This window comes from Pseudomonadaceae bacterium SI-3 (assembly GCA_004010935.1).
Taxonomy (GTDB): domain Bacteria; phylum Pseudomonadota; class Gammaproteobacteria; order Pseudomonadales; family Pseudomonadaceae; genus Stutzerimonas.
This window is the reverse complement of record CP026511.1, coordinates 4,819,381-4,838,607: the sequence shown is the minus strand read 5'-3', so window position 1 is coordinate 4,838,607 and position 19,227 is coordinate 4,819,381. Positions and strand designations below refer to the sequence as shown.

General features: G+C 57.9%; 21 protein-coding genes. All 21 read left to right on the top strand.

The window, feature by feature from the left end; genetic code table 11:
* Positions 1–417 precede the first annotated feature (417 nt).
* The 21 genes from C1896_22460 to C1896_22360 all read left to right on the top strand — a co-directional run bounded on the left by C1896_22460 (position 418) and on the right by C1896_22360 (position 19,226).
* Positions 418–552 carry a 50S ribosomal protein L34 gene (locus C1896_22460; protein AZZ47454.1) on the top strand — a complete coding sequence of 45 codons (135 nt, stop codon included), beginning with the start codon at positions 418–420 and terminating at the stop codon, positions 550–552.
* 17 nt (positions 553–569) lie between these two features.
* The gene (locus tag C1896_22455) at positions 570–965 is read left to right on the top strand and encodes a ribonuclease P protein component (protein AZZ47453.1); all 396 of its coding nucleotides are present in this window, start codon (positions 570–572) and stop codon (positions 963–965) included.
* Complete coding sequence (locus C1896_22450; protein ID AZZ47452.1) at positions 958–1,203, top strand: membrane protein insertion efficiency factor YidD; 246 nt, start codon at positions 958–960, stop codon at positions 1,201–1,203. The genes C1896_22455 and C1896_22450 overlap by 8 nt, the downstream gene beginning before the upstream one ends.
* A gap of 2 nt (positions 1,204–1,205) precedes the next feature.
* On the top strand, positions 1,206–2,882 hold the full coding sequence (locus C1896_22445; GenBank protein AZZ47451.1) for a membrane protein insertase YidC: 1,677 nt from the start codon (positions 1,206–1,208) through the stop codon (positions 2,880–2,882).
* Between the two features lie 66 nt (positions 2,883–2,948).
* Positions 2,949–4,316: a tRNA uridine-5-carboxymethylaminomethyl(34) synthesis GTPase MnmE gene (locus C1896_22440; protein ID AZZ47450.1), complete on the top strand. Its 1,368-nt coding sequence runs from the start codon at positions 2,949–2,951 to the stop codon at positions 4,314–4,316.
* A 610-nt stretch (positions 4,317–4,926) separates the two neighbouring features.
* A complete protein-coding gene (locus C1896_22435; GenBank protein ID AZZ47449.1) occupies positions 4,927–6,819 on the top strand; it encodes a tRNA uridine-5-carboxymethylaminomethyl(34) synthesis enzyme MnmG in 1,893 nt (630 codons plus the stop codon).
* A gap of 5 nt (positions 6,820–6,824) precedes the next feature.
* The gene (locus tag C1896_22430) at positions 6,825–7,466 is read left to right on the top strand and encodes a 16S rRNA (guanine(527)-N(7))-methyltransferase RsmG (GenBank protein AZZ47778.1); all 642 of its coding nucleotides are present in this window, start codon (positions 6,825–6,827) and stop codon (positions 7,464–7,466) included.
* An 18-nt stretch (positions 7,467–7,484) separates the two neighbouring features.
* Positions 7,485–8,273, top strand: coding sequence for a ParA family protein (locus C1896_22425; GenBank protein ID AZZ47448.1), 789 nt, complete (start codon positions 7,485–7,487; stop codon positions 8,271–8,273).
* Between the two features lie 9 nt (positions 8,274–8,282).
* Positions 8,283–9,155 (top strand): chromosome partitioning protein ParB, encoded by an 873-nt coding sequence (locus C1896_22420; protein AZZ47447.1) that lies wholly within the window; start codon positions 8,283–8,285, stop codon positions 9,153–9,155.
* 134 nt (positions 9,156–9,289) lie between these two features.
* Positions 9,290–9,688 carry a hypothetical protein gene (locus C1896_22415; protein ID AZZ47446.1) on the top strand — a complete coding sequence of 133 codons (399 nt, stop codon included), beginning with the start codon at positions 9,290–9,292 and terminating at the stop codon, positions 9,686–9,688.
* Between the two features lie 14 nt (positions 9,689–9,702).
* On the top strand, positions 9,703–10,575 hold the full coding sequence (locus C1896_22410; protein ID AZZ47445.1) for a F0F1 ATP synthase subunit A: 873 nt from the start codon (positions 9,703–9,705) through the stop codon (positions 10,573–10,575).
* 69 nt (positions 10,576–10,644) lie between these two features.
* Positions 10,645–10,872: a F0F1 ATP synthase subunit C gene (locus C1896_22405; protein AZZ47444.1), complete on the top strand. Its 228-nt coding sequence runs from the start codon at positions 10,645–10,647 to the stop codon at positions 10,870–10,872.
* 93 nt (positions 10,873–10,965) lie between these two features.
* On the top strand, positions 10,966–11,436 hold the full coding sequence (locus C1896_22400) for a F0F1 ATP synthase subunit B (GenBank protein ID AZZ47443.1): 471 nt from the start codon (positions 10,966–10,968) through the stop codon (positions 11,434–11,436).
* A 12-nt stretch (positions 11,437–11,448) separates the two neighbouring features.
* Entirely contained in the window at positions 11,449–11,985 is a 537-nt protein-coding gene (locus tag C1896_22395) for a F0F1 ATP synthase subunit delta (GenBank protein ID AZZ47442.1), read from the top strand.
* 15 nt (positions 11,986–12,000) lie between these two features.
* Positions 12,001–13,545: a F0F1 ATP synthase subunit alpha gene (gene atpA / locus C1896_22390; GenBank protein ID AZZ47441.1), complete on the top strand. Its 1,545-nt coding sequence runs from the start codon at positions 12,001–12,003 to the stop codon at positions 13,543–13,545.
* Between the two features lie 50 nt (positions 13,546–13,595).
* Complete coding sequence (locus C1896_22385; protein ID AZZ47440.1) at positions 13,596–14,459, top strand: F0F1 ATP synthase subunit gamma; 864 nt, start codon at positions 13,596–13,598, stop codon at positions 14,457–14,459.
* Positions 14,460–14,489: 30 nt separating this feature from the next.
* Positions 14,490–15,866, top strand: coding sequence for a F0F1 ATP synthase subunit beta (atpD, locus tag C1896_22380; protein ID AZZ47439.1), 1,377 nt, complete (start codon positions 14,490–14,492; stop codon positions 15,864–15,866).
* A gap of 80 nt (positions 15,867–15,946) precedes the next feature.
* Positions 15,947–16,375, top strand: a complete 429-nt coding sequence (locus tag C1896_22375) for a F0F1 ATP synthase subunit epsilon (GenBank protein ID AZZ47438.1) — start codon at positions 15,947–15,949, stop codon at positions 16,373–16,375.
* 119 nt (positions 16,376–16,494) lie between these two features.
* A complete protein-coding gene (gene glmU, locus C1896_22370; GenBank protein AZZ47437.1) occupies positions 16,495–17,859 on the top strand; it encodes a UDP-N-acetylglucosamine diphosphorylase/glucosamine-1-phosphate N-acetyltransferase in 1,365 nt (454 codons plus the stop codon).
* A gap of 314 nt (positions 17,860–18,173) precedes the next feature.
* Positions 18,174–18,389 carry a hypothetical protein gene (locus C1896_22365; GenBank protein ID AZZ47436.1) on the top strand — a complete coding sequence of 72 codons (216 nt, stop codon included), beginning with the start codon at positions 18,174–18,176 and terminating at the stop codon, positions 18,387–18,389.
* Between the two features lie 54 nt (positions 18,390–18,443).
* Positions 18,444–19,226 (top strand): DeoR/GlpR transcriptional regulator, encoded by a 783-nt coding sequence (locus tag C1896_22360; protein AZZ47435.1) that lies wholly within the window; start codon positions 18,444–18,446, stop codon positions 19,224–19,226.
* The last annotated feature ends 1 nt before the right edge of the window (position 19,227 follow it).

Genomic DNA, 19,227 nt, shown 5'->3' with positions numbered 1-19,227 from the left:
ACGGGCGCTCCAAGCCGACGCAACCTAAAACATCTGGTCATAAGCTCTGTTGGTAACCGCGCCAGAGCCCATAGGAAAAGCCTGTGAACAGGATAAGGTCAAACACACCTGTGGATAACAAACCATTTAGTCCACAGGAAACACAACGTAAATCCACCGCCAACGCACCGTTTGCGCAGAACGTTTTGGAAAGCTGTAAGCCTTATCGGAAAGAGCGTCCAGCCGTTTATCCACAGAAAAGCACATCACCATCTATAAGCACTGCATTAAGAGGAGCTCTATATTCTTTCTTTATCTATTACTTTCTGCCTGTACGGTGCTGGTTGGAAATTGACCTCGCCGCGCGGCTTCTCTACAATCGCCGGTCTCTTAAAAGGGGGCCATTCCGGCCCGCAATGGATCACCAGGTAACGCATCATGAAACGCACTTTCCAACCCAGCACCCTCAAGCGCGCTCGTACCCACGGTTTCCGTGCTCGTATGGCTACCAAAAATGGTCGTGCCGTCCTGTCGCGTCGTCGCGCCAAAGGTCGTAAGCGTCTGGCAGTCTGAAGACGCCGGAACAGGTAGTGAGTCGAGACTTCGGTCGGGAAAAGCGTCTGCTGACCCCGAGCCAGTTCAAGGCTGTCTTCGACTCCCCTTCCGGCAAGTTACCGGGCAGGAACGTCCTGCTACTGGTGCGCGAAAATCAATTGCCACACCCGAGAATCGGGTTGGTCATTGGCAAGAAGAGCGTCAAGCTCTCGGTAGAGCGCAACCGCATCAAGCGGCAACTGCGTGAAACCTTTCGTCTCCACCAGATGGAACTGACGGGGTGGGACATCGTGGTCATCTCGCGTAAAGGTCTAGCTGAACTGGACAACGCAGAACTCGCAAAGCAATTTGCCAAGCTATGGAGACGTCTGTCTCGTACGCCTGCACCGGTCCAGCCACAACAGGCCCAGAGCAGCGCCGCTGATGCGTAAGCTAGCGCTGGTCCCAATTCGACTCTACCGGTACGCCATCAGTCCAATGATGGCCAGTCACTGCCGTTTCTACCCAAGTTGCTCCTGCTACGCACAAGAGGCCATCGAAACTCATGGCCTGCTGCGCGGTGGCTGGCTGAGCCTGTGCAGGCTCGGCCGTTGCCATCCATGGAATCCGGGCGGCTATGATCCCGTGCCTTCCAACACCCCCTCCAATTCATCTTCGATGACCGAGTAACCATGGATATCAAACGCTCGATCCTGCTTGTCGCCCTGGCAGTCGTTGCTTACCTGATGGTTTTGCAGTGGAACCAGGACTACGGCCAGACCGCCATCCCTGACGAGACGCGCCAGTCACAAACGTCCGTCGCGCAGATTCCAAATACTCCGCTGACCAGCACCGCTGAGAATGCGCAGGGCGATATTCCCGCTGTAAGCAGCGAGCCGTCGGCCAATTCAGTTACCGACACTCAGGCCAGCTCTCAGCTGATCCACGTACGCACCGATGTTCTGGATGTTGCAATCGATCCGCGCGGCGGCGATATCGTGGACCTTCGGTTGCCAGAGTTCCCACGTCGTCAGGATCGCCCAGACGTTCCGTTCCAGTTGTTCGAGCGTAGCGGCGAACGAACCTATGAAGCCCAGAGCGGCTTGATCGGTGATGGCCCGGACAAGGCCAGTGGCCGGCCGCTGTACTCCAGCGAGCAACAGCAGTATCAGCTGGGCGAAAATCAGGACCAGCTGGTCGTTGATCTGAACTACAGCGAAGACGGGGTCAACTACACCAAACGCTTCACCTTCGAGCGTGGTGATTACGATCTCGGCGTGCGCTATCTGATCGACAACCAAAGTGATCAAACCTGGACCGGCCACATGTTCGGCCAGCTGAAGCGCGACGACAGCAGCGATCCGTCCTCCAGCACCGCAACCGGCACTGCGACCTATTTGGGCGCAGCGCTCTGGACCAAGGACGAGCCTTACACCAAAGTTTCCATGGGTGACATGGACGACAAGAGTCTGAAAAAGACGGTTGAAGGGGGTTGGATCGCATGGTTGCAGCATTACTTTGTAACTGCCTGGATTCCTGCGCCCGATCAGACCAACCTGGTGCAGACTCGCAAGGACAGCCAGGGCAATTACATCATCGGCTTTACCGGACCTGCTGTTTCGGTTGCACCCGGTAGTCAAGGTGAAACACACGCCACCTTGTATGCCGGTCCGAAGAGCCAGGATCAACTGGAAGAGCTGTCGCCTGGTCTACGTCTGACCGTCGATTACGGCATTCTCTGGTTCATCGCTCAGCCGATCTTCTGGCTGCTACAGAATATCCACGCACTGCTGGGTAACTGGGGCTGGTCGATCATCGTACTGACCATCGTTATCAAGCTGGCTTTCTTCCCGCTGTCGGCTGCCAGTTATCGATCGATGGCGCGCATGCGCGCGGTGTCGCCGAAGATGCAAGCCCTGAAAGAACAGTTTGGCGATGATCGCCAGAAGATGTCCCAGGCGATGATGGAGCTGTACAAAAAAGAGAAGATCAACCCGCTGGGTGGGTGCTTGCCTATCCTGGTGCAGATGCCGGTGTTTCTCGCCCTGTACTGGGTGCTGCTGGAAAGCGTCGAAATGCGCCAGGCACCCTGGATGTTCTGGATCACCGACCTGTCGATCAAGGATCCTTTCTTCATCCTGCCGATCATCATGGGTGTCACCATGTTCATTCAGCAGCAGTTGAACCCAACACCACCGGATCCGATGCAAGCCAAGGTGATGAAGTTGCTGCCAATCATCTTCACCTTTTTCTTCCTCTGGTTCCCGGCAGGTCTGGTGCTGTACTGGGTCGTCAACAACTGCTTGTCGATCGCACAGCAGTGGTACATTACCCGCAAGATAACCGGACAGACCGCTAGCGCAGCCTGACCGTTCGAAGTGAACAGAACGCCCCTTTATTGGGGCGTTTTGCATTATCTCCACCTGGAGGGTTTGATGAGCCAAGATCGCGAAACCATCGCCGCTGTTGCCACAGCACCAGGTCGTGGTGGGATTGGCGTAGTGCGCGTTTCAGGCCCCCGAGCCAAAGCCGTCGCGATCACGCTCAGCGGCCGAGAACCGGTACCCCGGCATGCCCACTACGGTCCGTTCCATGCCGATGACGGTGAAGTCATTGATGAAGGGCTGATGCTGTTCTTCCCCGGACCCCATTCCTTTACCGGCGAGGATGTACTGGAACTCCAGGGCCACGGCGGTCCGGTGGTCATGGACATGTTGTTGCGCCGTTGCATAGAGCTTGGAATCAGGCCTGCTAGGCCCGGTGAGTTCAGTGAGCGCGCGTTCCTCAACGACAAGCTGGACCTGGCTCAGGCTGAGGCAATCGCAGACCTTATCGAGGCGAGTTCGGCGCAAGCAGCTCGAAATGCAGTTCGCTCGCTGCAGGGCGATTTCTCTCGTCGCGTGCATCACCTCACCGAAAGCCTGGTGAATCTGCGCATTTACGTCGAAGCGGCGATCGATTTTCCAGAAGAAGAAATCGATTTCCTCGCCGACGGCCGTGTGCTCGCGCTGCTCGAGCAGGTCCGTGGCGAGTTATCCACAGTCATGCGAGAGGCTGGACAGGGCGCGCTACTGCGCGAAGGAATGAACGTGGTCATTGCCGGTCGCCCCAACGCCGGAAAATCTAGCCTGCTAAACGCATTGGCGGGGCGTGAGGCGGCGATCGTGACCGACATAGCCGGCACCACGCGCGATCTGCTGAAGGAACATATCCAGATTGATGGTATGCCGTTGCACATCGTCGATACTGCCGGGTTGCGTAATACCCTGGACGAGGTGGAACGGATCGGGGTGGAACGGGCGATCAAAGCGATCGAGGATGCCGACCGGGTATTGCTGGTAGTGGACGGCAGTGCGGCTTCTGCTTCAGACGATGAATCCAGTTGGCCGGACTTGCTTATTACCAGACCAGACCCGGCTAAAACCACGATCATTCGAAACAAGGCCGATCTCACCGGCGACTCCGTCGCTCTATCCGTCGATGCAGACGGGGTCACCACGCTTAGCCTCTCGGCGCGCTCGGGCGATGGGCTAGAGATGCTTCGTGAGCATCTCAAGCGCTGCATGGGCTATGACCAGACTGCGGAAAGCGCCTTCAGTGCCAGGCGCAGGCATCTAGACGCACTCCGCAAGGCAGCCGAGTACCTCGACCATGGCCATGCTCAGTTGACGCTGGCAGGCGCAGGCGAACTGCTGGCTGAAGATCTGCGCCAAGCGCAGCAGGCACTCGGTGAGATCACCGGCACGTTCAGCTCCGACGATCTGCTGGGCCGCATTTTCTCGAGCTTTTGCATCGGCAAATAGCCGGTCGATACAAGCGTCTTAGCTCGTGCCTCAGCGCTGGGTCCAGCGCTGAGCGGATCCGCTCGCTCTCTTCTTTTCCCGCCGTATGCCAGAAGAATATCAACTTCGACCTCTGCAAACCCAGCGGACGGCTGATTTTGCGACGTGCAAAATCGGCTATACAACAATCATTCAGTTGCTTCGTTCCAGCCTAACCGCTGTCATTTTTGTCTAGCGAGCGTGAATTAAACACTGTGGAAAACCTTGCTTAAGCCCGGTCAATAAACGGTGTGCAACCATGTCTCCGTAGCCGGCTGTGGATAACCATACGTTTCATGCACAGGCTGTCAACCGTGCTTCCACCGTCTGTACCACAGCTAGACACACCCTTTCTTTCGCTTACAGGACGCTCCATATCTGGGCTACACAGATCTATCCACAGATATCGGCTGCCTATTTATAAACATAAAAATAAGCTTTAAATCATTCTCTTCTTTTATCTCTAACTACCTGTCTCGGACCTTAAAGAGTGCTACTGGTCATTTTTTGTTCAGAGGCCTTCTTTCGCGGTCACCTAGTGCCTATACTGGCGAGCTTCCTGAGACTCAACCAAACAGGCACGAGGTGCGTGGTGGATTTCCCTTCCCGTTTTGACGTCATCGTTATCGGTGGCGGCCATGCCGGTACCGAAGCCGCTCTGGCGGCTGCTCGAATAGGCGTGAAAACACTGCTGCTCTCTCATAACGTCGAAACGTTGGGACAGATGAGCTGCAACCCGGCCATCGGCGGCATCGGCAAAAGCCACTTGGTCAAGGAAATCGATGCACTTGGCGGCGTTATGGCGACTGCCACGGACAAGAGTGGCATTCAGTTCCGCGTGCTCAACAGCCGCAAAGGCCCAGCCGTACGGGCAACTCGGGCACAGGCTGACCGGGTTTTGTATAAGGCCGCTGTGCGCGAAGTGTTGGAAAACCAGCCCAATCTGTGGATATTTCAGCAAGCCGCTGACGACTTGATCGTTGAAGCGGATCAGGTCAAGGGCGTAGTGACCCAAATGGGGCTGCGTTTCCTTGCCGAGTCGGTTGTCCTCACAACCGGCACCTTTCTTGGCGGACTTATCCACATCGGTCTGCAGAACTATTTAGGTGGTCGGGCTGGCGATCCCCCATCGATTGCGTTGGCTAAACGCTTACGCGAACTCCCATTGCGAGTTGGTCGGCTGAAGACCGGAACGCCTCCGCGAATCGACGGACGCAGCGTCGACTTTTCGGTGATGACCGAGCAGCCGGGTGACACGCCGATACCGCCCATGTCGTTTCTCGGCCACGCGGCGCAGCATCCACGGCAAGTGAGCTGCTGGATCACCCATACCAACGCCCGCACTCACGAGATCATCGCCGCTAACCTCGATCGGTCACCGATGTATTCAGGTGTCATCGAGGGGGTCGGGCCGCGTTACTGCCCGTCGATCGAGGACAAGATTCATCGTTTTGCCGACAAGGACAGCCATCAGGTTTTCATCGAACCTGAAGGCCTGACGACCCACGAGCTCTATCCGAACGGTATTTCCACGTCATTACCGTTCGACGTGCAGCTGCAGATCGTGCAAAGCATTCGCGGAATGGAGCAGGCGCACATCGTGCGGCCCGGATACGCCATCGAGTACGACTATTTCGACCCGCGTGATTTGAAATACAGCCTGGAAACCAAGGTAATTGGAGGGCTGTTCTTCGCAGGACAGATCAACGGCACCACCGGTTACGAAGAGGCTGGCGCCCAAGGGTTGCTGGCCGGCACAAATGCCGCGCTACGCGCCAAAGGGCTGGAAAGTTGGTGCCCACGTCGGGACGAGGCGTATCTCGGCGTGCTGGTCGACGACCTAATCACCCTCGGCACTCAGGAGCCGTATCGCATGTTTACCTCGCGCGCCGAGTACCGGCTGATTCTGCGTGAGGACAACGCCGATCTTCGGTTGACTGAAAAAGGCCGCGAGCTGGGGTTGGTCGATGATGTTCGCTGGGCCGCCTTCGAGCGCAAGCGCGAAAGCATCGTCCAGGAAGAGCAGCGCTTGAAAAGCACCTGGGTTCGTCCAGGTACCGAGCAGGGCGATGCCATCGCTGAACGTTTCGGCACGCCGCTGACCCATGAATACAATTTGCTGAACCTGTTGGCGCGGCCGGAGATCGATTACCTCGGTCTCGTGCAGCTCACTGGTGGCGGAACGACAGATCAGCAGGTTGCCGAGCAGGTCGAAATCAAGACCAAGTACGCTGGCTATATCGATCGCCAACAGGAGGAAATCCTCCGCTTGCGCGCCAGCGAATCCATCGGGTTGCCGGCTGAGCTGGATTATTCGAGCATTTCCGGTCTGTCGAAGGAAATTCAGCACAAGCTTTCCCTGGCGCGGCCAGAAACGCTTGGCCAGGCGTCACGGATTCCGGGGGTGACGCCTGCCGCGGTGTCGCTGTTGATGATTCATCTGAAAAAACGCAGCGCCGGGCGAAAGCTGGAGCAGAGCGCGTGACGGCCATGGAATTGGTCAGTCATGCCGATGAACTCAAGCAGGGCGCTTCCCTGCTTGGGATCGACCTCAGTAGCATTCAGCAACAGCAGCTGCTGGCCTATCTGACGTTGCTGAACAAGTGGAACAAGGCCTACAACCTAACCGCAGTGCGCGATCCGGCGGAAATGGTGTCTCGGCATTTGCTCGACAGCCTTAGTGTTATGTCACAAGCAGAGCTAGGTGGCGCACGCTGGCTCGACGTTGGCAGTGGCGGCGGCATGCCAGGTATCCCGCTGGCGATCATGTTTCCCGAGCGCAACTTCACCTTGCTCGATTCCAATGGCAAGAAAACCCGCTTTCTTACCCAGGTAAAGCTGGAGCTGAAACTTGCCAATGTGGAAGTTGTCCACAGCCGCGTCGAGCAATTCACCCCCGCGCAGCCATTCACTGATATCACCTCGCGTGCGTTCAGTTCGCTTGAAGATTTTGCCAATTGGACGCGCCATCTCAGCGACTCAGCCACTCGCTGGCTCGCAATGAAAGGGATGCAGCCGGACGATGAGCTGCAAGCGCTTCCGGCGGACTTCCAGCTGGAACGCTGCTTGGTTCTCAAGGTTCCAGGTTGCCAAGGGCAACGCCACCTGTTGATACTGCGGCGCACTTCATGACCCGGACAGACACTGACCATGGCTAAAGTATTTGCCATCGCCAACCAGAAAGGCGGTGTCGCCAAGACGACCACCTGCATCAACCTAGCGGCCTCGCTCGTGGCGACGCGTCGCCGTGTGTTGCTGATCGATCTTGATCCACAGGGCAACGCCACCACTGGCAGCGGTGTGGATAAGTTGGCGTTGGAATATTCGATATACGACGTACTGATTGGGGAATGCAGCCTGGTCGATGCCATGCAGTTTTCCGAGCACGGCGGTTATCAACTGCTGCCAGCTAACCGTGACCTGACCGCAGCCGAAGTCGCCTTGCTCAATCTACCAGCTAAAGAGAACCGCTTGCGTGAAGCGCTGGCACCAGTTCGGGAAAATTACGATTACATCCTCATCGATTGCCCGCCCTCGCTGTCGATGCTGACGATCAATGCCCTGACCGCCGCCGATGGCGTGATCATTCCGATGCAATGCGAGTATTACGCGCTCGAAGGGCTGACCGATCTGGTCAATTCGATCCAGCGTATCGGTCAGGCATTGAACCCTTCGCTGAAAATTGAGGGTTTGCTCCGTACCATGTATGACCCTCGCAGCAGCCTGACCAACGATGTTACCGAGCAGTTGAAAGCGCACTTCGGTGAGAAGCTCTACGACACTGTGATTCCACGCAATGTGCGCCTGGCTGAAGCCCCCAGCCATGGCATGCCGGCGTTGGTCTATGACAAGCAATCCAAGGGCGCCTTGGCCTATCTGGCACTGGCAGGCGAATTGTCGCGCCGCCAGCGCCGGGCCGCCCGCAGCGTAACCGCATAAGGAAACTTGATGGCGACCAAAAAACGAGGCCTAGGACGAGGTCTGGATGCCCTCCTCGGCGGTGCCAACGTGGCGGCGATACAAGAGGAAGCCGCCCAGGCCGATGTGCGTGAGCTGCAACAGTTGCCGCTCGACGTGATTCAGCGCGGCAAGTACCAGCCGCGCCGCGACATTGATCCGGTGACCCTCGAAGAACTGGCCAATTCGATCCGTACTCAGGGTGTGATGCAGCCGATCGTGGTTCGGTCGATCGGCTCTGGCCGCTATGAAATCATTGCCGGTGAGCGGCGCTGGCGTGCCAGTCAGCAGGCAGGTCTGGACCGGATCCCGGCCATGGTCCGGGATGTTTCCGACGAGGCAGCCATCGCGATGGCGTTGATCGAAAACATCCAGCGCGAAGATCTCAGCCCTATCGAGGAAGCCGTTGCGCTTCAACGGTTGCAGCAGGAGTTTCAGTTGACTCAGCAACAGGTCGCGGACGCCGTGGGCAAATCCAGGGTGACCATCAGCAATCTGTTGCGTCTGATCGCCTTGCCGGAAGAGATCAAGACGCTCCTCTCGCATGGAGATCTGGAAATGGGTCACGCCCGGGCTTTGCTTGGACTTCCTGCTAATCAACAGGTAGAAGGCGCGCGGCATGTTGTCGCACGAGGACTGACCGTACGGCAGACCGAAGCACTAGTAAGGCAATGGTTGAACAAACCAGAAAGCGTTAAAGCTGAACCGAAAAGCGACCCTGATATTGTCCGTCTGGAACAACGTCTCGCTGAGCGGCTGGGCTCGCCGGTGCAAATCAAGCATGGCGAGAAGGGCAAAGGGCAGCTGGTGATCCGTTACAGTTCGCTGGATGAGCTGCAGGGCGTGCTTGCGCACATCCGCTGATACAAAGTTTATGTAGTGGCGGTCAGAAAGTGCTACCTGAAGGTTGAACGCAGAATGGGCTGCTCCTATACTCGCGGCGCTTTTTTGACTGCGGTCAATCTGGACGGCGCACGTATTTTGGCGATGGACGCACGGTGAATATACGCAACAAGACACCTCTCCATCGGTTACCTGTAGTACGTGTATTAGTCGTACAGGCGATCGTTGCGGTCAGTACAGGGGTAGCATGCGGTCTGGTTTTTGGTATGGTTGCCGGCTATTCGGGATTGCTGGGTGGCCTGATTGCGCTACTGGCCAACCTGTATTTCGCGTTCAAGGCGTTTCGCTATTTTGGAGCGCGATCGGCAAAAGCCATCGTTCAGTCCCTTTGGGCTGGCGAGATGGGCAAGCAGATTCTGGCAGCGGCGCTGTTTGCGCTGGTGTTTGTAGGAGTGAAACCGCTGCAACCGGCAGCTTTGTTCGTCGGTTACCTGTTGGTTTTGGGCGCCGGAGCGAGCGCCCTCCTGCTGATGAAAAATAATCCGAAGCATTGAGCACTGAGGCGTTTATGGCGAGTACCCCGGCGGAATACATCCAGCACCACTTGCAGAATCTGACCTACGGAAAACTGCCGGAAGGTTACGTGCGCGCAGACGGCTCAGTCGTTGACCAAGCGACTTGGACCATTGCCCATTCAGGCGTGGAAGCGCGTGACATGGGTTTCATGGCCGTTCATCTCGACACGCTCGGATGGTCGCTCTTCATGGGCCTGATCTTCATCCTGGTGTTTCGCATGGCAGCCAAGGGCGCTACTGCCGGGATACCGGGCCGGTTGCAGAACTTCGTCGAGATGTGCGTCGAGTTTGTTGAAGGCGTAGTGAAGGATACCTTCCATGGTCGCAACGCCCTCATCGCTCCATTGGCCCTAACCATTTTCGTCTGGGTGTTCCTGATGAACAGCCTGAAGTGGATTCCGGTCGACTACATTCCCGGCCTGGCGAGCATGATTGGCCTGCCGTACTTCAAGATCGTTCCGACTGCTGATCCGAACGGCACCTTCGGTCTATCGCTGGGTGTGTTCATCCTGATTCTTTTCTACAGCTTCAAGGTCAAGGGCTTCGGCGGTTTTACCAAGGAACTGGCGTTCACGCCGTTCAATCATTGGTCGCTGGTCCCGTTCAACCTGTTCCTTGAGATCCTCGGTCTGCTGACCAAGCCGTTGAGCCTGGCTCTGCGTCTGTTCGGCAACATGTATGCCGGTGAGGTGGTGTTCATCCTTATCGCGCTGCTGCCGTTCTACGTGCAGTGGACCCTGAATGTACCCTGGGCGATTTTCCACATCCTGGTGATCCCGCTGCAGGCGTTCATCTTCATGGTTCTGACCGTGGTGTACCTGAGCTCTGCGCATGAAGACCACAGTCATGCCGAACTCACGCCGTAACAGTTGAACCGGTTCAACAAGTTTCGTTTTACCCAAGAAAACCTTAACCCTTAGCTTCAGGAGCTTTACATGGAACTCGTCTACATCGCCGCCTCTATCATGATCGGTCTGGGTGCCCTGGGCACTGGCATCGGCTTCGCCCTGCTGGGCGGCAAGCTGCTGGAATCCACTGCTCGTCAACCCGAGCTGGCTCCGCAGCTGCAAACCAAGACCTTCCTGATGGCTGGTCTGCTCGACGCCGTACCGATGATCGGTGTTGGTATCGCGATGTACCTCATCTTCGTTGTCGCTGCCTAAGACTTTTCCGGTTCCTGATGGGGTTCGCTTAGCGAGCCCCGTTGCCGTGGAATTGACAACCGCGTCGAACGAGATAGCACGAGGTATATCGCTGTGAACATTAACTTGACGCTGTTCGGTCAAACGTTCGCTTTCGCTATTTTCGTCTGGTTTTGCATGAAGTACGTATGGCCGCCAATCACCAAGGCCATGCAAGAACGCCAGAAGAAAATCGCTGAAGGACTGGACGCCGCAGGCCGTGCGCAGCAAGACCTAAAATTGGCTCAGGAAAAGGTTTCCAATACCCTCCGTGAGACCAAGGGGCAAGCTGCCCAGATTCTTGAGCAGGCCAACAAGCAGGCCAACGCCATCGTTGAGGATGCCAAGCAACAGGCGCGCGTCGAAGGCGAGCGACTGGTCGCCGGCGCCCGCGCCGAGATCGAGCAGGAAGTGAATCGTGCCAAGGAGCAACTGCGCAATCAGGTAGCCGTGTTGGCTGTCATGGGTGCGGAGAAGATTCTGGAGTCCCAGGTGGACGCCAAGGCACACAACGATCTGGTCGAAAAACTGGCCTCCCAACTCTAAGCGAGGCAAGCGATGATCAATACCCAGACGCTTGCTCGGCCATACGCAAAGGCCGCTTTCGAGTTCGCCAGCGCGGCTGGCCGGATTGATGCCTGGTCGGGCATGTTGAGCCTGGCTGCGGTCGCTGTTGACGTTCCCCAAGTTGCCGAACTGCTGAAAAATCCGCGTCTGACCAGTGAAAACAAGGTCCAGACGCTGGTTCAGCTGTTCGGTAGCGACATCGATGAAGCGTTCCGAAACTTCGTCTCCACCCTGGGCGATAACGATCGTCTGGATGTGTTGCCGACCATTCGGGAGCTGTTCGAGGAACTCAAGGCTGAAGCCGAAAAGACACTCGACGTTGAAGTGCAGACAGCCTTCGAGCTGACCCCTGCACAACTCCAAACTTTGGCTGCCGCCTTGTCGAAGCGGCTAGATCGTACCGTCAACCCCCAGCAGGTCGTGAACCCTGCGCTGATCGGCGGCGTTGTTATCCGCGCCGGCGATGTGGTTGTCGATGGTTCGGTCCGCGGCAAACTGAGCCAGTTGGCCGAATCGTTGAAATCCTGATTTGAGGGTCGTGGCATGCAGCAACTGAATCCTTCCGAGATTAGTGAAATCATAAAGCAGCGTATCGGTAGTTCCGATGTGTCTGCTCAAGCGCGTAACGAAGGCACCGTCGTCAGTGTTTCCGACGGTATCGTGCGCATTTACGGCCTGGCCGACGTCATGTACGGGGAGATGATCGAATTCCCTGGTGGCGTTTTTGGCATGGCCCTGAACCTGGAGCAGGACTCTGTAGGTGCCGTGGTACTGGGCGCTTACCAGAGCCTGACCGAAGGCATGAGCGCCAAGTGCACCGGTCGCGTACTGGAAGTTCCGGTAGGTCCGGAGCTGCTGGGTCGCGTCGTTGACGCGCTGGGTAACCCGGTTGACGGTAAGGGCCCGGTTAATGCGCAGGCAACTGACGCAGTCGAAAAAGTCGCACCGGGCGTGATCTGGCGTAAGTCGGTCGACCAGCCAGTCCAGACTGGCTACAAGTCGGTCGACGCGATGATCCCGGTCGGCCGCGGTCAGCGCGAGCTAATCATCGGTGACCGTCAGATCGGTAAGACCGCTCTGGCCATCGACGCGATCATCAACCAGCGCAACAGCGGCATCAAGTGCGTCTACGTCGCGATCGGTCAGAAGCAGTCGACCATCGCCAACGTAGTGCGCAAGCTGGAACAGCACGGTGCTCTGGCCAACACTATCATCGTTGCCGCTTCGGCTTCCGAGTCCGCTGCGCTGCAGTTCCTGGCACCGTACGCCGGCTGCACCATGGGCGAATACTTCCGTGATCGCGGCGAAGACGCGCTGATCGTGTATGACGATCTGTCCAAGCAGGCCGTAGCCTATCGCCAGATTTCCCTGCTGCTGCGTCGTCCGCCGGGACGCGAAGCCTACCCAGGCGACGTCTTCTATCTCCACAGCCGCCTGCTGGAGCGTGCTTCGCGCGTTTCCGAAGAGTATGTTGAGAAGTTCACCAATGGCGCCGTGACCGGCAAGACCGGTTCCCTGACCGCTTTGCCTATCATTGAAACCCAGGCCGGTGACGTATCCGCGTTCGTTCCGACCAACGTGATTTCGATCACCGACGGTCAGATCTTCCTCGAGTCGTCCATGTTCAACGCTGGTATCCGTCCGGCCGTTAACGCCGGTATCTCGGTATCCCGCGTCGGTGGCGCCGCGCAGACCAAGATCATCAAGAAGCTCTCCGGTGGCATTCGTACCGCACTGGCTCAGTACCGTGAACTGGCGGCGTTTGCCCAGTTCGCCTCTGACCTGGACGAAGCGACCCGCAAGCAGCTTGAGCATGGTCAGCGTGTCACCGAGCTGATGAAGCAGAAGCAGTACGCGCCGATGTCCATTGCCGACATGGCGGTGTCCCTGTACGCAGCCGAGCGTGGCTTCCTGCAGGACATCGAAGTAGCCAAGGTTGGTGCCTTCGAGCAGGCGTTGATTGCCTATTTCCATCATGAGCATGCTGCTCTGCTGGACAAGATCAACGTGAAGGGCGACTTCAACGACGAAATCGACGCAGGCATCAAAGCCGGCATCGAGTCGTTTAAGGCCACCCAATCCTGGTAAGCCGCAGCGGGAGCCGCGAGGCTCCCGCTTGCTAACCCGATAGGTGTCAAATGGCAGGCGCAAAAGAGATTCGCAGCAAGATTGCGAGCATCAAAAGCACGCAGAAGATCACCAGCGCCATGGAAAAGGTGGCCGTCAGCAAGATGCGCAAGGCACAGATGCGCATGGCTGCCAGCCGTCCCTATGCGGAGCGGATCCAGCAGGTTATTGGCCATCTGGCCAATACCAACCCTGAATACCGTCATCCGTTCATGGTTGAGCGCCCGGTCAAGCGTGTCGGCTACATCGTCGTGTCGTCTGATCGTGGGCTTTGCGGCGGCTTGAACACAAACCTGTTCAAGGCGCTGATCAAGAACATGAAGGAATGGCACGACAGTAAAGTCGAAGCCGACCTGTGCGTGATCGGTAACAAAGGTGCGAGCTTCTTCCGCAGCTTTGGCGGCAACGTGGTCGCAGCAGTCAACGGTCTTGGTGAAGAGCCGTCGATCAATGATCTGATCGGCAGCGTCAAGGTCATGTTGGATGCTTTCGATCAAGGCCGTCTGGACCGTCTCTACCTGGTGTCGAACAAGTTCATCAACACCATGACGCAGAAACCGACCGTAGCCCAGCTGCTGCCGTTGGCCGCGAGCGACGATCAGACCGCGCCGAAAGGTAAATGGGACTATCTGTACGAACCCGACGCTCGCTTGTTGCTGGATGCGCTGCTGGTTCGTTACGTCGAATCCCAGGTCTACCAGGCCGTGGTTGAAAACGGTGCCGCTGAACAAGCTGCCCGGATGATCGCCATGAAGAACGCAACCGACAACGCCGGTGAGCTGATCGGCGACCTGCAACTGGTCTATAACAAGGCCCGTCAGGCTGCGATCACCCAGGAAATTTCGGAAATCGTCGGCGGCGCTGCCGCGGTTTAAGAACGGTTCAAATATTCAGAGGAACCAAACATGAGTAGCGGACGTATCGTTCAAATCATCGGCGCCGTTATCGACGTGGAATTTCCGCGCGATGTGGTACCGAGCATATATGACGCGCTGAAAGTCACTGGCGCCAACACCACCCTGGAAGTTCAGCAGCAGCTGGGCGACGGCATTGTCCGTACCATCGCCATGGGTTCGACCGAAGGCCTCAAGCGCGGTCTGGACGTCACCAACACTGGCGCTGCTATCTCTGTACCAGTGGGCACTGCCACGCTGGGCCGGATCATGGACGTGCTCGGCAACCCGATCGACGAAGCCGGTCCCATCGGCGAAGAAGAGCGCTGGGGCATCCATCGCGCGGCGCCGAGCTATGCCGAACAGGCTGGCGGCAATGAGCTGCTGGAAACCGGCATCAAGGTTATCGACCTGGTTTGCCCGTTCGCTAAAGGCGGTAAGGTCGGTCTGTTCGGTGGTGCCGGTGTCGGCAAGACCGTAAACATGATGGAGCTGATCCGTAACATCGCCATGGAGCACAGTGGCTACTCCGTGTTTGCCGGTGTGGGTGAGCGGACTCGTGAAGGTAACGACTTCTATCACGAGATGAAGGACTCCAACGTTCTGGACAAGGTTGCGCTGGTTTATGGCCAGATGAACGAGCCTCCAGGAAACCGCCTGCGTGTGGCACTGACCGGCCTGACCATGGCCGAGAAGTTCCGCGACGAAGGCAAGGACGTTCTGCTGTTCGTCGACAACATCTACCGTTACACCCTGGCCGGTACCGAAGTGTCCGCGCTGCTGGGTCGTATGCCGTCTGCGGTGGGTTATCAGCCGACGCTGGCCGAGGAAATGGGCGTTCTGCAGGAGCGCATCACCTCCACCAAGAGCGGTTCGATCACCTCCGTTCAGGCCGTCTACGTACCTGCGGACGACCTGACTGACCCGTCCCCGGCGACCACCTTCGCCCACTTGGACGCCACCGTGGTTCTGTCGCGTGACATCGCTTCCCTGGGTATCTACCCGGCGGTCGATCCTCTCGACTCCACCTCGCGCCAGCTGGACGCCAACGTGATTGGCCAGGAGCACTACGACACCGCTCGCGGCGTCCAGTATGTGCTGCAGCGCTACAAAGAGCTGAAGGACATCATCGCGATTCTGGGTATGGACGAACTGTCCGAGGCCGACAAGCAGCTGGTATCCCGTGCTCGTAAGATCCAGCGCTTCCTGTCCCAGCCGTTCTTCGTTGCTGAAGTCTTCACCGGTTCGCCAGGCAAGTACGTTTCGCTGAAAGAAACCATCCGTGGCTTCGCCGGCATCCTCAACGGTGACTACGATCACCTGCCGGAGCAGGCGTTCTACATGGTTGGCGGTATCGACGAAGCCATCGAGAAAGCCAAGAAACTGTAACTGGCGCGCCCGCTTGCGGGCGCCAATAAGCTCTGCTGGCGGCGAAGGTTTCCAGCAGAGCTCATTACCGAGGCATAAGTATGGCTATGACAGTCCACTGTGACATCGTCAGTGCGGAAGAAGAGCTGTTCTCGGGGCTGGTAGAGATGGTCATCGCCCATGGTCACCTGGGTGACTTGGGCATTCTGCCGGGCCACGCTCCTTTGCTGACTGATCTCAAGCCCGGTCCGGTGCGTGTGATCAAGCAGGGCGGCGAAGAAGATATCTTCTACATTTCTGGCGGCTTCATTGAAGTCCAGCCAAATATGGTGAAGGTGCTTGCCGATACTGCGACTCGCGCCAAGGATCTGGACGAGGCGGCGGCGAAAGCTGCTGTTACAGCCGCTGAAAAAGCGTTGCACGAGAAGGGTGCCGAGTTTGACTACGGCTCCGCTGCTGCGCGTCTCGCCGAGGCTGCAGCTCAGCTGCGGACAATCGAGGCGATGCGCAAGAAGTACGGTCGCGGTTGATCTGGTAACGGCTTCATCGCGAACGAGTAAAAGGGTAGCCTTGGCTACCCTTTTTCTTTTTCTGCCACTTGGAAATAACCCCCGCGTCGGCCTGCGGCTACGTTTGTTCAGGATCTGCCATGTCTCTCGATATCGTCATTCTCGCTGCTGGTCAGGGCACGCGCATGCGCTCTGCCCTGCCGAAAGTTCTGCACCCTGTTGCCGGTCAATCCATGCTCGGGCATGTCATTGACACCGCTCGCGCACTCAAGCCGAAGGCCATCCATGTTGTGATCGGCCACGGTGCCGAGAGGGTTCGTGAGCAGCTGGCAGCAGATGATCTGAATTTCGTCGTGCAGGCCGAGCAATTGGGTACAGGCCACGCCGTGGCTCAGGCGCTTCCGGCATTGTCGGCCGAGCGTGTCCTGATTCTTTATGGTGATGTACCGCTGATCGAAGCGGCGACGCTCGAACGACTCCTGCAGCAAGTGAATCCGCAGCAGCTCGCTTTGCTCACGGTGGATCTAGCCGACCCGAGTGGCTACGGACGAATCGTGCGTGACGCACAAGGTGTGGTTCAGGCAATCGTCGAGCACAAGGATGCCTCGGCTGAGCAGAAACTCATCTCAGAAGGCAATACTGGCATTCTCGCGGTCCCGGGTGAGCGGCTCGGTGATTGGCTGGGTAGACTTTCAAACAGCAACGCCCAGGGTGAGTACTACCTGACTGATGTGATCGCCATGGCCGTGGCAGACGGCCTAGTGGTGGCTACCGAACAGCCGTTGCATGCGATGGAAGTCCAGGGCGCTAACGATCGCATTCAGCTGGCTGAGCTTGAGCGGCACTATCAGCAGCGCGCCGCGCGCCGTTTGATGGCGCAGGGTGTGACCCTGCGAGATCCGGCGCGCTTCGACTTGCGCGGTGAGGTCACCGTTGGACGTGACGTGCTGATTGATGTGAACGTGATTCTCGAAGGCAAGGTGTTGATCGAGGACGGCGTGGAGATCGGCCCTAATTGCGTGATCCGCAACAGTACGCTGCGCCGCGGTTCGGTGGTCAAGGCCAACAGTCATCTGGAAGGCGCCGAGCTTGGCGAAGCCGCCGATTGCGGACCGTTTGCCCGTTTGCGTCCCGGCGCGGTATTGGGCGCCAAAGCGCACGTCGGCAACTTCGTTGAGGTGAAGAACTCAAGCCTGGGTGATGGCGCCAAGGCCGGTCACCTGGCTTATCTAGGTGATGCGGAAATTGGCGCACGGACCAATATTGGCGCCGGCACCATTACCTGCAATTACGACGGTGCAAACAAGTTCCGCACGGTGATGGGCGAGGATGTTTTCATTGGCTCCAACAGCTCGTTGGTTGCCCCGGTCACCCTAGGCGATGGCGCAACCACCGGCGCAGGCTCGGTGATTACAGCCGACGTCCCGGCCGGAACTCTGGCCCTCGGGCGGGCGCGGCAAGCATTGATCACGGGCTGGCGACGGCCGCAGAAAAAGCAGAAATAGTGCTCGATGCCCGTCACTGGAGCATGCGCTGGCGGGAGCGTGCCGAGCGTGTTCACGTGTTCATTCCCCGGGCTGGCCATTGCTGTTGCGATCATCGGGGTGCTGATCAGTGCTTCCCTCTACCAATCGCATCAGGCCAGTCGTACAGGTGAGCGCCTCGAGCAGCGCAATCCTTGAGCAATCTTGCGTAATAAGCTACTGAACTGCCGCCTGGCTTAGGCCCTGCCTACGGAGCGTCGGTCAACGAGGCCTATCGGTACGTCCAGGGCTTCGTCCGACACTTTCTGCCGTAGCATGAGCAAGCCATCGAGTGCATGCCTAATGCGTTCGAACTGCGCGAAGCCCGCTTTCAGGCCAACCCGAAGCTAATCGGGATCTGTACGGCGCTGGTTGGCTTGCCCTTGATGTCGACTCCCGCCCGCAGCGTGACCCCGCCGGTCGAAGCTGTTGCGGCGACGCTCAACGATATCGCCAGCGGCGAGGGAATTCGACCAACTTGTTGGGCTTCATCGGTGGCAGGAGTTGACTGAGTCGCTGGATTAGGTTTTGATTCGCCAAATTTTCTTTCGAACCGAAACTTAGTCATGTCGAAACGCAACACTCCGCAACGACGTCACGCCATACTCGCCTTGCTCAATGAGCAGGGCGAGGTCAGTGTCGATGAGTTGTCCAGGCGTTTCGAGACCTCCGAAGTGACCATTCGCAAAGACCTCGCCGCGCTGGAGAAGAACGGCTTGCTGTTGCGCCGGTACGGCGGTGCGGTGCCCTTGCCGCAGGAGCTGATCGGCGACAGTGCGCAGCCAGTCTCGCTCTGGAAGCAAGCCATCGCCCGAGCCGCTGTAGGGTGCATTCGCGAACATGCGCGAATCATCATCGACAGTGGCACCACCACCGCGGCGATGATCCCGCAGCTGGGCCACAAGCACGGTCTGTTGGTCATGACCAATTCCCTGAGTGTCGCCAACGCGTTGCGTGAGCTGGAGCATGAGCCGACACTGCTGATGACTGGTGGTACCTGGGATCCGCATTCCGAGTCGTTCCAGGGGCAGGTGGCAGAACAGGTGCTGCGCTCTTACGACTTCGACCAGTTGTTCATCGGGGCAGACGGTATCGATCTGCAGCGTGGCACCACCACGTTCAATGAGTTGCTCGGCCTGTCACGGGTCATGGCCGAAGTCGCGCGCGAAGTCATCGTGCTCGCCGAGTCCGACAAGATCGGCCGACGTATACCCAATCTTGAGTTGCCCTGGGGCGACATTCATACCCTCATCACGGACGAACGCCTCACCACCGAGGCGCGTTCAAGCATTCAGGCCCGCGGCGTCAAACTGATCTGCGCGGCCGTCGAAACCCATCAGGAGACCTGAC

What these genes read in the sequence shown, in the direction of transcription:
- C1896_22460 (AZZ47454.1), top strand. Translation starts at nt 418, where the DNA reads ATGAAACGCACTTTCCAACCCAGCACCCTCAAGCGCGCTCGTACCCAC.
- C1896_22450 (AZZ47452.1), top strand. Translation starts at nt 958, where the DNA reads ATGCGTAAGCTAGCGCTGGTCCCAATTCGACTCTACCGGTACGCCATC.
- C1896_22445 (AZZ47451.1), top strand. Translation starts at nt 1,206, where the DNA reads ATGGATATCAAACGCTCGATCCTGCTTGTCGCCCTGGCAGTCGTTGCT.
- C1896_22440 (AZZ47450.1), top strand. Translation starts at nt 2,949, where the DNA reads ATGAGCCAAGATCGCGAAACCATCGCCGCTGTTGCCACAGCACCAGGT.
- C1896_22430 (AZZ47778.1), top strand. Translation starts at nt 6,825, where the DNA reads ATGGAATTGGTCAGTCATGCCGATGAACTCAAGCAGGGCGCTTCCCTG.
- C1896_22425 (AZZ47448.1), top strand. Translation starts at nt 7,485, where the DNA reads ATGGCTAAAGTATTTGCCATCGCCAACCAGAAAGGCGGTGTCGCCAAG.
- C1896_22420 (AZZ47447.1), top strand. Translation starts at nt 8,283, where the DNA reads ATGGCGACCAAAAAACGAGGCCTAGGACGAGGTCTGGATGCCCTCCTC.
- C1896_22410 (AZZ47445.1), top strand. Translation starts at nt 9,703, where the DNA reads ATGGCGAGTACCCCGGCGGAATACATCCAGCACCACTTGCAGAATCTG.
- C1896_22405 (AZZ47444.1), top strand. Translation starts at nt 10,645, where the DNA reads ATGGAACTCGTCTACATCGCCGCCTCTATCATGATCGGTCTGGGTGCC.
- C1896_22395 (AZZ47442.1), top strand. Translation starts at nt 11,449, where the DNA reads ATGATCAATACCCAGACGCTTGCTCGGCCATACGCAAAGGCCGCTTTC.
- atpA (AZZ47441.1), top strand. Translation starts at nt 12,001, where the DNA reads ATGCAGCAACTGAATCCTTCCGAGATTAGTGAAATCATAAAGCAGCGT.
- C1896_22385 (AZZ47440.1), top strand. Translation starts at nt 13,596, where the DNA reads ATGGCAGGCGCAAAAGAGATTCGCAGCAAGATTGCGAGCATCAAAAGC.
- atpD (AZZ47439.1), top strand. Translation starts at nt 14,490, where the DNA reads ATGAGTAGCGGACGTATCGTTCAAATCATCGGCGCCGTTATCGACGTG.
- C1896_22375 (AZZ47438.1), top strand. Translation starts at nt 15,947, where the DNA reads ATGGCTATGACAGTCCACTGTGACATCGTCAGTGCGGAAGAAGAGCTG.
- glmU (AZZ47437.1), top strand. Translation starts at nt 16,495, where the DNA reads ATGTCTCTCGATATCGTCATTCTCGCTGCTGGTCAGGGCACGCGCATG.
- C1896_22365 (AZZ47436.1), top strand. Translation starts at nt 18,174, where the DNA reads ATGCCTAATGCGTTCGAACTGCGCGAAGCCCGCTTTCAGGCCAACCCG.
- C1896_22360 (AZZ47435.1), top strand. Translation starts at nt 18,444, where the DNA reads ATGTCGAAACGCAACACTCCGCAACGACGTCACGCCATACTCGCCTTG.